Source organism: Pedobacter sp. 10L46_2 (assembly GCF_056395165.1).
In genome coordinates, this window is record NZ_JBFTIZ010000131.1 from 2,211 (window position 1) to 14,811 (window position 12,601).

The 12,601-nt window shown below is 37.5% G+C and carries 16 protein-coding genes; 5 read left to right on the plus strand and 11 right to left on the minus strand.

The genetic code is table 11. The features are described from left to right. The first annotated feature begins 109 nt into the window (after positions 1–109). Positions 110–301, plus strand: a complete 192-nt coding sequence (locus AC1DDX_RS15020) for a c-type cytochrome (protein WP_477622216.1) — start codon at positions 110–112, stop codon at positions 299–301. A gap of 131 nt (positions 302–432) precedes the next feature. Here the strand turns inward: AC1DDX_RS15020 and AC1DDX_RS15025 are convergent, their stop codons facing one another. Genes AC1DDX_RS15025 through AC1DDX_RS15045 form a run of 5 tightly spaced genes read right to left on the minus strand, consistent with a single transcriptional unit; the run spans position 433 to position 4,908 of the window. Beyond that, a complete protein-coding gene (locus AC1DDX_RS15025) occupies positions 433–1,392 on the minus strand; it encodes a 2-hydroxyacid dehydrogenase (protein WP_288879494.1) in 960 nt (319 codons plus the stop codon). Between the two features lie 3 nt (positions 1,393–1,395). After that, positions 1,396–1,881, minus strand: a complete 486-nt coding sequence (locus AC1DDX_RS15030) for a VOC family protein (RefSeq protein WP_048905166.1) — start codon at positions 1,879–1,881, stop codon at positions 1,396–1,398. A gap of 35 nt (positions 1,882–1,916) precedes the next feature. Beyond that, complete coding sequence (locus tag AC1DDX_RS15035; protein ID WP_288879497.1) at positions 1,917–3,083, minus strand: mandelate racemase/muconate lactonizing enzyme family protein; 1,167 nt, start codon at positions 3,081–3,083, stop codon at positions 1,917–1,919. A 6-nt stretch (positions 3,084–3,089) separates the two neighbouring features. After that, positions 3,090–3,986 (minus strand): sugar phosphate isomerase/epimerase family protein, encoded by an 897-nt coding sequence (locus tag AC1DDX_RS15040; RefSeq protein WP_288879498.1) that lies wholly within the window; start codon positions 3,984–3,986, stop codon positions 3,090–3,092. A gap of 52 nt (positions 3,987–4,038) precedes the next feature. Then, complete coding sequence (locus AC1DDX_RS15045; RefSeq protein WP_337714820.1) at positions 4,039–4,908, minus strand: ThuA domain-containing protein; 870 nt, start codon at positions 4,906–4,908, stop codon at positions 4,039–4,041. Positions 4,909–5,161: 253 nt separating this feature from the next. Here AC1DDX_RS15045 and AC1DDX_RS15050 point away from each other — a divergent pair, with 253 nt between their 5' ends. Then, positions 5,162–6,046, plus strand: coding sequence for a hypothetical protein (locus AC1DDX_RS15050; RefSeq protein ID WP_288879501.1), 885 nt, complete (start codon positions 5,162–5,164; stop codon positions 6,044–6,046). Positions 6,047–6,099: 53 nt separating this feature from the next. Here the strand turns inward: AC1DDX_RS15050 and AC1DDX_RS15055 are convergent, their stop codons facing one another. The 4 genes from AC1DDX_RS15055 to folE form a co-directional block, all read right to left on the minus strand. Then, positions 6,100–6,486, minus strand: coding sequence for a group III truncated hemoglobin (locus tag AC1DDX_RS15055; protein ID WP_288879503.1), 387 nt, complete (start codon positions 6,484–6,486; stop codon positions 6,100–6,102). A 60-nt stretch (positions 6,487–6,546) separates the two neighbouring features. Continuing rightward, positions 6,547–7,758, minus strand: coding sequence for an NO-inducible flavohemoprotein (gene hmpA, locus AC1DDX_RS15060; protein ID WP_288879504.1), 1,212 nt, complete (start codon positions 7,756–7,758; stop codon positions 6,547–6,549). 46 nt (positions 7,759–7,804) lie between these two features. Further along, positions 7,805–8,242: an RrF2 family transcriptional regulator gene (locus tag AC1DDX_RS15065; protein WP_288879505.1), complete on the minus strand. Its 438-nt coding sequence runs from the start codon at positions 8,240–8,242 to the stop codon at positions 7,805–7,807. 118 nt (positions 8,243–8,360) lie between these two features. Continuing rightward, a complete protein-coding gene (gene folE / locus AC1DDX_RS15070; protein WP_477622217.1) occupies positions 8,361–9,062 on the minus strand; it encodes a GTP cyclohydrolase I FolE in 702 nt (233 codons plus the stop codon). Positions 9,063–9,251: 189 nt separating this feature from the next. Here folE and AC1DDX_RS15075 point away from each other — a divergent pair, with 189 nt between their 5' ends. The 3 genes from AC1DDX_RS15075 to AC1DDX_RS15085 are packed head-to-tail and all read left to right on the plus strand — an operon-like array spanning position 9,252 to position 11,292. Then, entirely contained in the window at positions 9,252–9,857 is a 606-nt protein-coding gene (locus AC1DDX_RS15075; protein ID WP_288879508.1) for a GrpB family protein, read from the plus strand. Beyond that, a complete protein-coding gene (locus tag AC1DDX_RS15080; protein ID WP_477622218.1) occupies positions 9,857–10,696 on the plus strand; it encodes a hypothetical protein in 840 nt (279 codons plus the stop codon). The genes AC1DDX_RS15075 and AC1DDX_RS15080 overlap by 1 nt, the downstream gene beginning before the upstream one ends. Before the next feature lie 11 nt (positions 10,697–10,707). Next, on the plus strand, positions 10,708–11,292 hold the full coding sequence (locus AC1DDX_RS15085; RefSeq protein WP_172663153.1) for a DUF417 family protein: 585 nt from the start codon (positions 10,708–10,710) through the stop codon (positions 11,290–11,292). Here the strand turns inward: AC1DDX_RS15085 and AC1DDX_RS15090 are convergent. Next, on the minus strand, positions 11,276–11,830 hold the full coding sequence (locus AC1DDX_RS15090; protein WP_172663154.1) for a phosphatase PAP2 family protein: 555 nt from the start codon (positions 11,828–11,830) through the stop codon (positions 11,276–11,278). The genes AC1DDX_RS15085 and AC1DDX_RS15090 overlap by 17 nt on opposite strands. A 154-nt stretch (positions 11,831–11,984) precedes the next feature. Next, the coding region (locus AC1DDX_RS15095; RefSeq protein WP_477622219.1) for a substrate-binding domain-containing protein at positions 11,985–12,601 on the minus strand (617 nt) is incomplete at its 5' end.

Below are 12,601 nucleotides of genomic sequence, written 5' to 3' on the forward strand. Positions count from 1 at the left end.
AGGATCAAAATGGGTTACGGGAAATCAGGACCGCTTAATTAAGCTGGTACTAAAAGGCTTACAGGGACCAATTGAAATTAAAGGTAAAAAATATAGTGGACAAGTACCAATGACTCCTTTTGGAKGTATGCTAAAAGATGAAGAGGTAGCTGCGGTACTTACTTATGTGAGAAACTCATTCGGTAATCAGGCATCAGCTATTTCTCCTGCAAAAGTTAAGCAGGTGCGCAATGCAACGAAAGCTAAAACAGGTTTTTATTCTCCGGCTGAGCTGTTAAAACAACATCCATTGGAGAAATAGCCCCAGTAAATTAAACACTCGTTAATGCTCTCGTCATCTCGACGATAGGAGAGATCTCTCCTATCGTCGAGATGACGGTGTGCGATTTAAGTTTCAGAATGACGTAAACAGTAACAGAATGAAGATTACTTTCAAACGCGATCATTAAGCGCGCTAAAATTGAATATGCTTTTGGCATCTGCTTTTTCGCCTGTAAGTACTGCTACCACATTTTTCACGGTAAGCACACACATTTGCCTATATGTTGAAGCCGTAAGGCTTCCAGAATGTGGCGTAACAAGTGCACGGGAATGATGCAATATCGGGAAACCCGGAACAGGAGGTTCTTCAGGTAACACGTCAGCTGCAAACCCTGAAATCCTTTGCTTATTAAGTGCATTTAAAAGAGCTTCATGATCAATTAACGCGCCCCTGGCAGTGTTAATCAATAAAGAATCAGGTTTCATTAAAGCCAATTGTTCTGCTCCTATTATTGTACCTGTTTCCTTAGTAAATGGTAAATGAAGACTAAGTACATCCGATTGTGCTAACACCTCATCCATTGACAAATAGGTATATGGAAGATCCTGYTTTGATCTGCTCCAATACAGAACTTTCATTCCAAATGCCTCGCCAAGTTTAGCTACACGTTTGCCTATATTCCCCATTCCCAAAACACCAAGTGTTTTTCCATTTAACTCATCACCAGCGTATTGATTGCGCCAATTCCAGTTATCTTGTTTAACCTGAGCAACAGATTCGTACATGTTGCGCATCAGCATCAACATTAACGATAAAGTATGCTCGGCAATAGTTGCTGCATTTGAACCAGGTGCATTTATCACCATGATATTTCTGGCAGTAGCCTCCTGCACATCAACATTATCTAAACCAACCCCACACCTTGCAGCAACCTGCAAGGCTGGAATGGCTTCCATTAATGATTTATTTATTTGACCCTTACCACGGGTAATTACGGCATGAATCTCTTGATTTTTTAAAACAGCTGTTAAAGAAGCATCATCATATCCGGTAAATACGTTTACATGATCCTGAAGGATTTTTAATGCATCATCATCAATAGTTTCAAGCAATAAAACGCTCTTTTTCATTAGCTATTTATGATATAAGGTGGCATCATCAGATCTGAATCCTCTAAAATCATTTCTGTTTGAAACATACAAACCCTCTTCATAAAACTCATCCTTAAATATCAATGGATCTACTTCACCTCCCGGTGTCGAGGAAATTTCTACCAGGTTGCCTGCAGGATCGCGTACAAACATTTGCATGGCGCCATCAGGCAGTTGCCTAACCTTACCCCAAGGCTTAACGTCAATAACATTAAGTTCTTTCATGCGGAAGAAAATGCTGTTAAAGTCATCAACCTGTACGCAGATATGTCCACGGAAGGAAGTGGTATCTTCCCATTCGGAAAGATGTAATTGCTGTTCATCATTAAATTTAAAAAACATTACAGGGTAGTCGAACCTAAATGCTGCAAGTGGTTCTAAACCTAGTTCATTTTGATAGAATTCTCCTGCTTTCTCCAGGTTGTCTACAATTAGTGTAACGTGATTAATTTTTAGTGCACGTGCCATATGTAAAAATTTATAAATACAATTTAATTACCTCTTTAAACTTTCTGTTTGAATTCCTTTACGAAATCCCAGTTAGGTGTTAATCCTAAGCCAGGAGCTGTTGGAGCGCCAATTACGCCATCTTTAACTTCAATCTGTTCTTTTACCAACTCATACATCATTGGGTTTCCTCCTAAAGAAAACTCAATTATTGTTGCCGCCTGAGATGCGAATGCTACATTTAAGCCTGCCATAAAAGAAAAAGCCGATCCCCAGCAATGCGGAGCCAGTTCTAGCTGATTAACGCTTGCCAGATGCCCAACACGCATAGTTTCTGAAATACCGCCTATGATAGCAGCATCAGGCTGAATCACATCGAGCGCTCTTACTTCAAGCAGATCACGAATATCAAAGCTGGTGTATTCACTTTCTCCTGCTGCTATCGGAATAGCTGTCGAAGCTCTTACCTCTGCAGTTCCATGTCTGTTATCAGGACTAATAGGTTCTTCGAACCAGTACAGATTACAATCTTCTACTCCTCTGCAAAACTGTTTAGCCTCTGGCACACTAAAGGTTCCATGTGCATCAGCCATAAGTTTAATGTTTGGTCCTAAGGCTTTTCTGGCAGCTTTTACCCTATCGATACTATTCTGAACAGTTTGGTCCATAATACCAACACGCATTTTTACTGCATTAAATCCTTTAGCTACATAACCGTTTAATTGTGCGCCAATGTTTTCGGCATCTGCCCAGCCACCGCTTGCGTAAGCAGGCATCTGATCGCGACAAGCACCACCTAGTAAATCCATTACCGGAACACCGAGTGCCTTACCTTTCAAATCCCACAAAGCAGTATCTATACCACTCATTGCCGACACGGTAAGTCCTCTTCGTCCAAGAATTGGAAATCTGCGGCCTCTTGTAAGTGCATAATGATCACGTGTACCATTATACATTTCTTCCCAGATACGGTTTATATTTTTTGCGTCTTTCCCTATCAAAATAGGTTTAAGCTCATTTTCTATGCAACTTACAATTGAGGCGCATACGCCCGAGGATCCTACTGCTGCTTTAGCTTCTCCAAAACCCTGAAGGCCATCTTCTGTTGTTATCACAACAAGGGTCATATCAAAATTGGTTAGCAAGCCATAATCAGAAAAGTGTTGCTTTTCTTTCGGAATGGGACAGCGTAACCAAAACGCTTCTACATTTGTTATTTTCATTTAGGTTTATTTTGTGTGATTAATAAGGTTAGATAAGGTATCAAAAGATTTGCGTGTAAGCATGGTATAAAATTCTTCAGAAACTGAAGTACTGCCATGGTCTTCCAAAAATTTCTTTTGCTCTGGAGATAGATCTATTGGATTTTCATCAATAGAATTCGGATAAGGGTTGGCTGGAGTACGATCTAACGGAGCGCAAAATTCTACCGAAAGTACTTCATTATATCCTACCTCATGAAGTGTGTCAATTATTTTGCTCCAGTTCAAATTACCCATTCCGGGTGCCATTCTGTTGTTATCAGCAACGTGAAAGCCGATCAGTTTGCCTTTTGCTCTTCTGATGGTTTCGAACATATCAATCTCTTCAATATTCATATGAAAGGTATCCAGACAAACCCCACAGTTAGGCCCAACAGCTTGAGCCAATGCCAAGGCTTGATCTCCCCTGTTAATGAAATATGTTTCGAATCTGTTAATGGGTTCTATTCCAATTAATATACCCGATTGTTCTGTATACTCATAGACTTCTTTTAGAGAATCAACGGCCCATTGCCACTCTTCCTCTGGCCTGCCATCGGGAACTATTTTTCCGACAGTGCCAGGTACTACAGAAACCATATGTCCATCAAGCTCTTTTACCATTCGGACAACATCTTTTACATATTGCACCGACTTTGCCCTTTGGGCTTCATCTTTAGCAAGCAGATTACGATCCTCAAGCATTAAGGTAACAGACCCCCAGCAGGTTAAACCGTATTCTTTTAATAATTTACGTACCTGATTGGTATCATAATGTTCAGGACTCCCTGCAATTTCAAGTTTGTTGTAGCCTAGACTAGATGCTCTGCGAATGGTTGTTTCTATCGTTTCGGATCGCATCCAGTTATGTATCGAAAGTTCCATAAAGTATTAGGTAATGTAATGTTTGGTTAAAAAGTAGATTAAAATCGTGTTATTATTCTCTGTATGGCACATTCATTTCGATTTTTCCCGCCCATTTTTTTGGAACAGGTTTATCTAATGTCCAGTGAACAGCATTTATGACAAGTCTTTGGAAACCTTCTTCATTAAAATCTGCAGGATGGCCAAGTGTGGTCATAAAAGTGTTACCTCCTGCAGCTGTTTTCCAGGTCCAGGCAACAGGGTTGTCTACTGCCGCTTTGTCCGGATTTACAGATTTACCCATTAATAACCATGTTGATCCTTTTACCGGATAATGCGGCAAAACATGGTATAGCCACGAGGCAACATGGAAATTATTTGGCACACCCGTTAAAATAGGGTGTTTTGCCTGTGCAGGAATAACCGAAACATCCGTGGTAGATTTGTGTCCGTAATGTGTATGTCCGCCTTTACCCCATCCCGGAGGCGCACCCAATGCAAATTCGCCAAAAGCATTCCACTTCTCAAGAGGGTGCCCTGCCGGATAATTGAATGCATGTGTGGTTGTTCTGAAGCCCATTACTGGCTTGCCCGATTTTAAATAATCGTCAATGTATTTTACCTGATCTTCAGGCAACCGTCTCCATCGTAGATAGAACACGGCCAGATCAGCGTCTTTTAATGCTTCCAGGCCGGGAATGTTTTCTTCTGATTTATAATCAGGTGAGGATTTAAGAACGATCGTACGCATTCCGTAATTCTTTTCCAGTTCTGCCGCTATAAGTGGCATAGTGGCTTCACTACTGTATTCATGATCACCGGTTACAAATACAACCAAAGGCTTTTTTGATTTCTGTTTTTTGGTTTGACCAAAAGAATGGAGTGAATTGAATAGCAATATGCTTGTCGCAATTAAACATATAATGCCCCTAAGATTTTTCATTGTGGTTCTACTTTTATTTGGTCAGCTAGATGAATTAAAAAAATAAAGCTCCGAAGAGCAATTTATTTAAGAGTTAATCAAAAATATGATTATTAAAATAAAAACCAAGTTAAAAGGCACGAATAGTCTGTCACAACTTCGTGCCCAATCAGTCTATTTACGTCGGCTTTTTTAAATAAGAGATAAAAATATCAGAATTATTTTATTTTCATATTTTTACGAAAAATTAATAGCCCTTAAAATTATTATCTACATGCGCAAAACGACCTTATTATTTATTCCACTATTACTTATTTTATCTTGTAAAAAAACACAAACACCAGAAAAGCCAGAAATTGAAGTTGAAGTTGATATGTCAAATCCACTTGAAAACGTGATTCAGTTGGAATATCAAAAGTCAAGTAATGCCCTTATGTATGACCAACCAGACATTGCATTTTTAGGCTTCTTAACAGATACAATGAGTGTAAGAGATAAACAGTTTAATCCACTTAATAACGTCGGCCTGGTTAATAGTGAATATTCGTTAACTGATGTAAATGCTAAAACTGTAGAAAGGTATAAGTTAGATAACGCTGTATTAAGTAGCTATAGAGAATCTTATAGTGAAATGCTAAAAAGCAGTAATTATATGTTCACTCCTAAAATTAGCTATCAGATACATGCCACAAAAGAATTGGCTGATCTAAATAAAACTGAGATTACCTTAGTTGTCAAAGCAGTTTATTATTATCTGGTCTTAAATGAGCCAAAGCAAGAGAATTTTAAAATTTATTCAGATTTAAAAATAGATGAGATAAAACAATCCGGAGCTTATTTATCAAGAATCGGTTTTGGGATGCAGTCTAAATTTCAAATAACTACTTATCAAGATCCTAATAAACTTATTTCTTATTTAAAGGCGTATTTAAACGCTGTTTTAAATAACAACGAAAAAAATGCGGCTGAATTAAGAGAAAAATTTGAAATACCTGTAACGGAATTTGGATATTTAGGAGGTCCTCTTTCTGATTGGCTTCAATATCAGTCTTTAAGTAATACAGAAAAAATTGAGAAGTATGTTAAAGGGCTTTTTGTAGCTAAGCCTACAAATTCGGCATTTAAAAACATTGAATTTGATTTTAAAGCATTAAAATAAGCTTTCTTCGTAATAAGGTGATTGCAACTTTTACATTTGCAATCACCCTTTTATTATACAATTACCCTATCCGAACCATCTTTCATATGGGAGAGTTTGCTTAAAAACATCTCGGCCATCATTCCCGCTTTTTTCTTGGTTTCATCAGCCAATTCACCCGAAAAATGTTCATCTATGGTTTGTTCGAATAGCAGTAACCATCGTTCAAAATGATTTTTTTGAAGTGGCAGAGGCGCATGCCTGGCAAAAGGGTTTCCTTTAAATCCAGCAACTCCAAAAAGTACTGCATTCCAGAAGTCATACATTTTTGCCAAATGCGGATTCCAATCTGTAATCACCGCGTCGAAAATAGGCCCAATCAATTCATCTTGATTAACTTTGCTGTAGAAACCATCTACAAATAGTACGATATCTTCGAAATTACTAATGTCTGCTTTCATATAAAAAGTTTTACTTGTGATAAGACAACCGAACAATAAGCCATAATTTGCTAAATGAAGCTAATTTAACTGAAGTAAAGCAGGACCAAATTCTTCGAACAAGATCGACTCTTTTTTAATTCCGCAGGAAATCAAATCCTGATATTGTTTACGAATAAATGGAGCTGGCCCACAAACATAATACATAGTACCAGGATATTGGGGTAACGATGCTATTTTATTTATATCAAGAAATCCTTCCATCACTCCCTCCTGTTTATCCCGCGCTGTTGGCACATCATAAAAAACATGTTGCTCAATAGAATCATTTGCATTAACAATTTGATCAAGCTGATCTTTGAAGGCATGTACTGAACGGTTCCTACAGCCATGCAACCAGGTAATAGGATAAGTGAATTTTTGTTCCACAAGATTCTGCAACATACTGATCATTGGCGTTAGCCCAACGCCGCCGCTAATTAACACTACAGGGGCAGCTAAATCCTTTGCAAGTTTAAAGTCGCCGGCAGGTGCAGTAACATCTACAATATTTCCTTCTTTGATAACGTCATGAAAATAGTTACTGATAAGACCATTTGTATCCAAGCCCGCTCCTTTTTCGGCCTTTACCGAAATTCGGTAATAATCTTGTGCTGGAGTGCTTGAAATACTGTACTGGCGTGCCTGATATAATTTCATTTCTGGTAAAAACACTTTAACACTGATATACTGACCAGGTACATGGGCGGCCACTTTTCCACCATCGGACGGAAAAAGGTAAAATGAAGTAATTTCTGTTGATTCTACGTTTATTTTACCCACCGTAAACGGACGCCATCCTGTCCATCCATACTGCTGAGCAGTTTTTTGCTCATATAGTTTTGCCTCATGACCAGACATTAGGTTTGCCAATTGTTGGTAAGCCACTGTCCATGCATCTACTATTTCGGGTGTTGCTACATTTCCTAAAACCTCTTGAATTGATGCAATTAAATGACGACCTACAATTTGATATTGCTCTGGTCTGATGTCTAAACTAACATGCTTGTGCCCTATCCTGTCCACCACTGGCATTAATACTCCAGGGTTGGCTATATTGTCTGCATAAGCCAAAACCGCCATTGCCAAAGCAGTCTGCTGTTTACCACTTTGCTGATTCCCCATATTAAACAGGTTCTTGAGTTCAGGATTATGGGTAAACATCCTGTTATAAAAATGTTTTGTTAATAATACACCGTTCTCTTTTAGTACAGGAACTGTTGCGCTAATCCATTGTTTTTGTTCACTAGTCATATAAAAATATATTAATACCTTTTTATCCTTTATTTAGTTAAATTTTTTATTTTTTTAATTTAGTAATCCCAAGATTCAAATCGTCATTAAAATCAGCTATTGATGTGTCTTGCAGCATTTGTTGTATTTTGTTCCGAATGGCCTTAAACTCATGATGTAAAGGACAAGGATTGCTTTCAGAACAATATTCTAATCCTAAACCACATCCGGTGAACAGGCTATTTCCATCAATAGCCTCAACAACGTCAGATAGAGGCCTTTTAAGTGTAGATGCATCCATATAAAAACCTCCATTTGGCCCCTTAACAGATTGCACAATTCCTTTTCTGCTAAGATCTTGTAAAATCTTAGCCAGAAAATGCTCAGGAGATTCAATACCTGATGCTATTTCCTTTATCCCTACCCTGCTGCCTGAAGCTGTCCGGTGCGCAATAAAGAAAACTGAACGCATTGCATATTCACATGTTTTTGAAAAAATTCCCATCTGCACTACAAATGTAAAACATAAGATTCAATAATAAAAGATATATTTATCTTTTATTATTGAAGTCAAAACTTAAGGTTGGGTAATTCTTCACCTCTAATCATATAGAATTAACACATTACATAGGACGGATGTATTGCAAAAATTCTTCTTTTGTTACCTTATCTAGAAATACACCTGAATATTCAGCGGTTACGGTGCTGCTGTTTACATCCTTTATGCCTCTTGACGATACACATAAATGAGCTGCATCAATAACTACCCCAACATCATCAGTTTCCAGAATTGTTTTTAATTCATTAGCTATTTGGATAGTTAAACGTTCCTGTACCTGCGGCCTTTGGGAATAATATTGAACAATCCTGTTTAACTTCGATAATCCAATAACCTTTCCTGAAGAGATATAAGCGATATGTGCTTTACCAATAATGGGCACAAAATGATGCTCACAATTAGAATAAAGGGTTATATTTTTCTCAACCAGCATTTGGTTATACTGATACTTATTATCAAATAATTTAATCTGCGGTTTATTTGCCGGATTAAGCCCGCTAAATATTTCTTTTACAAACATTTTTGCTACGCGTCCTGGTGTTCCGTTAAGACTGTCGTCTGTAAGATCAAGTCCAAGCGTTTCCATAATTTCCCGAAAATGCCCTGTAATAATCTTAATTTTTTCATGGTCCGCCAGCTCAAAAGCGTCTGCTCTTAACGGAGTATCATAAGAAGTACCAATATGTTGTTCGCCTAATAAATCTTCCAGCTCGGTTAAAGAAAGGTTATTATCCGTTGTATTTAAGGCAGTTCCATTCTGTTTCATAAATTATTGCGACTAATTTTATCTTTATCGATTTTTAGTAATAGCAGGGCGTAAATATAAAAAAGATAATTTTTAAGTTTTATCTTATTAATATCATACTTCTTAGAGATTGCCTTGACGATGTTCCTTTTGCAAGAGCGTTATCAGTTGTTCGATACAGAAAATATTAATAATTTTAGAGACGATATCATGACAAGTAAAGAAGTTATAGTTGTACCCTACTCCAACAACTGGGCATCAGTTTTTCAGGAACTGAGCACTATATTTAATAAGTACCTAAAGGATTACATTATTGGAATTGAACATGTTGGTAGTACCTCTGTACCCGGACTTGCAGCGAAACCAATTATTGATTTAGATCTCGTCATTAAAGATAAAAGCAATTTTAAAGAGATTATCCGGATATTAAAAGAACTTGGATATAACTACCTGGGAGAAATGGGTATTGTTGGAAGAGATGCTTTTGAAAGAATGTCGGATTTAAGCCCTGCTGACGGTTCAGGAAAACAGTGGCTTAGACACCACTTATACGTTTGCACGCAGGATAGCATGGGTTTAAAAAACCATATCCGCTTTAGGGACTATCTTCGTTCACATCCAGAAATAGTAATAGAATACGGGACATTAAAAACGGAGCTGGCCAAAAAGTATCCTTTTGATATTGATAGTTATATTGATGGAAAAACTGACTTTATCATTTCCATACTAGCAAAAAATGGTTTCGACGATGAAATACTTCAAAATATAAAACAGCAAAATATTGCCTCAAAAAACGCTTTAATAAAACCTCATTAATGCAAGAGCTAATTTCACCATTAGGAGAACAGCTGTTAAGCTTAAAAGAAGCCACTTACAAAGACCTCCGCACACCTGCTCAGTCAACCATGTATACTGTGTTGTTTATTAAAGAAGGAAAAGGCCTGTATCATGCCGATTTTGGTGTTTTCCCATTTGCTGCTCCTGCTTTACTGTTTTCTACACCATTACAGGTTATCTACTTGGAAAATTCCGAATCTGTGAAATGCACAGAACTGCAGTTTCATGGCGACTTCTATTGCATTGAATTTCATCGTACTGAAGTGCGTTGCAATGGCTTATTGTTCAACAACATCTACATCGATCCAATTGTAATACTAACAGAAAAAGAAGCAAAGGTATTTGATAAATTACTGGATGATTTAAAAGAAGAATTAAACAACGAAACCCTGTCGGATATAGTACCACGCGCGTATCTGCAACTCTTTTTAGCCAAATCGAGCAGCATTAAGATGAATGCGGTTTCTAATAAAAATAACGATAGCGAAAGAGATGAACTTATGGAGCAGTTTAGCCAGTTGTTGGATGAGCATTTTCTTAATCTCCGTAAACCAGCTGACTATGCCGAATTATTATCCATGTCTAGAGACAATTTTACCAGGCGCTGTACCCGTTATTTCAGCAAAGCATTAAAGAAATTGCCTATAATTTACAGTTTCAGGACGAGTTTTATTTTAGTCGCGTGTTTAAAAAATTCACAAAAGTTTCGCCACAAGTATTCAGAGATAAAACCGGTATCTCCATTGTGGCGGATATGTCCAAGGATTAACCCCTTTTGTCCATGTACTACTTACCCGGGTTGCTATAGATTTGTATAAAAATCAATAGCATGAAAAATTCAATCATAAATACAATAGCCAATCTTGATCAATTAGGTAAAAATGCAATCCGTTTTGGAATCGTTATCGTCTTTCTTTGGATAGGTGGTTTAAAGTTTTTTACATATGAGGCTGATGGCGTTGTTCCTTTTGTGGCCAACAGCCCATTTATGTCTTTCTTTTACAACCATCCTGATGAGTATAAAAGCCACATGAATAAAGAAGGCGACTTGATTCCAGCGAACCATCAATGGCATATAGCAAATAACACGTATGGCTTTTCGGCGGGCTTAGGGGTATTCTTAATTACGCTTGCTATTTTGGTTTCCCTACATAAAGTAGCTCCTTTAGCTAGTATGATCGGCAGTGCACTTATATTCTTAATGTCGGTTGGCACATTGTCTTTCCTGGTTACTACTCCCGAAAGCTGGGTACCGCATTTAACAGATGAACAATGGGGATTCCCCTATTTATCTGGTCGTGGGCGATTAGTTATTAAAGACATTGTGATACTTGGTGGCGCCATTATTACAATGAGTGAATCTGCAAGGCTTTATCTTAAAGAGAAAAGCAGTAAGACTAATTTGGTCTCATAAATCTAAACGAAAGTGCAGTTCCAGTACCTAATACAGCACCCGCTGCCACATCTGTTGGGTAATGAACGCCTAAGTATAAACGCGAAAAGCTAACAGACCCAGCCCATAAATATGCAGGCGCAATTACGTACCATTTAGGGTACGCCTGAGATAAAGCAGTAGCAGTTGTAAACGATGTAGAGGTATGCCCGGATGGAAACGAATAATGCGAAGGCTGATAAACAGCATTAATTTTAACATTGGCAAGAAATGGTCTTGGACGTTTAACGGCTTTTTTAATTAACATAGTAACCAGCGCATTAACAGCCGAACTACTCACAACATATAAAGCATTTTGCCGCATTTCTTTGTCCTTGCCAATTACACCAGCGGCAAACAAGCCTACTGGAACACCTACGTTAACTAAATCATTGTTTTTAGATAAGAACATAAAGAAGCCTGTTTTCTCAGGTGTTCTGGTTTTTGAAAGATCAATAAGTATCTGATCGTCCAAACGTTGCAATCCGTTTTGAGCAAAACCATGCAACGGTAAAGACATTAAACCAATTTGGATTACCAGTAAATATTTAAAGTATTGTATTTTCAATGTTTAGTCCTCCTTTGCTTAATAAATTTGTACGTACCGTATTACGATTCTAAAAACAGATCAAAATAACAGTTAGTTTCTGAATATACCATCATAAGTATATCACTTAATTAAAAATTACTGTTTGTTTATCATGGTGCTCATTAACCATTTCTTTCAAAAAGATTTCCTGAATTTGCATGACCTCTTCCAGATACATTGTTTTCTTTCTTGTGCCAAAATACAATGTATTCTCTATTACATTATAGCCATCCCATATTTGTTTAACGTTACCCGAATCAAGTTCTTTTTTAGAAAGAAAATCGGGAATAACAGCAATTCCCTCACCCCCACTTAAACAACGGATAATTGAGCTCATGTTAGGTACAATGTAATTAGGTTTAAAATCAGGTCGTTTACCAAAATTTATATGCCAAAACCTGCGTAAATGCTCCATATCTCCGGCTGTTCCGTACCATGTTTGGCGTTTTAACCAATCCTGTATACCGTTCAGATCTCTGCTTTTTAGCAAAGGATCAAGCTCTTCTGTTGATGTTTTTGCCCCGCCAATTACCACTATTCTTTCTTTAAAAAATGGTGTATAAATCAATCCCTTGTAATCTCCTTTTTGCGGCGTAATAATCAAATCCAGAATACCGTTATCCAGGTCACTAAGCATTTGAGGATAGTCTCCAAACTTAATAATTACATTAAAATCCAAACTCGGTAAATAAGACTCAAGTG

Excerpts from the sequence above, each read along its gene's own strand:
- AC1DDX_RS15030 (WP_048905166.1), bottom strand. The coding sequence starts at position 1,881 with ATGGCACGTGCACTAAAAATTAATCACGTTACACTAATTGTAGACAAC.
- AC1DDX_RS15035 (WP_288879497.1), bottom strand. The coding sequence starts at position 3,083 with ATGAAAATAACAAATGTAGAAGCGTTTTGGTTACGCTGTCCCATTCCG.
- AC1DDX_RS15040 (WP_288879498.1), bottom strand. The coding sequence starts at position 3,986 with ATGGAACTTTCGATACATAACTGGATGCGATCCGAAACGATAGAAACA.
- AC1DDX_RS15045 (WP_337714820.1), bottom strand. The coding sequence starts at position 4,908 with ATGAAAAATCTTAGGGGCATTATATGTTTAATTGCGACAAGCATATTG.
- AC1DDX_RS15050 (WP_288879501.1), top strand. The coding sequence starts at position 5,162 with ATGCGCAAAACGACCTTATTATTTATTCCACTATTACTTATTTTATCT.
- AC1DDX_RS15055 (WP_288879503.1), bottom strand. The coding sequence starts at position 6,486 with ATGAAAGCAGACATTAGTAATTTCGAAGATATCGTACTATTTGTAGAT.
- hmpA (WP_288879504.1), bottom strand. The coding sequence starts at position 7,758 with ATGACTAGTGAACAAAAACAATGGATTAGCGCAACAGTTCCTGTACTA.
- AC1DDX_RS15065 (WP_288879505.1), bottom strand. The coding sequence starts at position 8,242 with ATGGGAATTTTTTCAAAAACATGTGAATATGCAATGCGTTCAGTTTTC.
- folE (WP_477622217.1), bottom strand. The coding sequence starts at position 9,062 with ATGAAACAGAATGGAACTGCCTTAAATACAACGGATAATAACCTTTCT.
- AC1DDX_RS15075 (WP_288879508.1), top strand. The coding sequence starts at position 9,252 with ATGACAAGTAAAGAAGTTATAGTTGTACCCTACTCCAACAACTGGGCA.
- AC1DDX_RS15080 (WP_477622218.1), top strand. The coding sequence starts at position 9,857 with ATGCAAGAGCTAATTTCACCATTAGGAGAACAGCTGTTAAGCTTAAAA.
- AC1DDX_RS15085 (WP_172663153.1), top strand. The coding sequence starts at position 10,708 with ATGAAAAATTCAATCATAAATACAATAGCCAATCTTGATCAATTAGGT.
- AC1DDX_RS15090 (WP_172663154.1), bottom strand. The coding sequence starts at position 11,830 with ATGTCTTTACCGTTGCATGGTTTTGCTCAAAACGGATTGCAACGTTTG.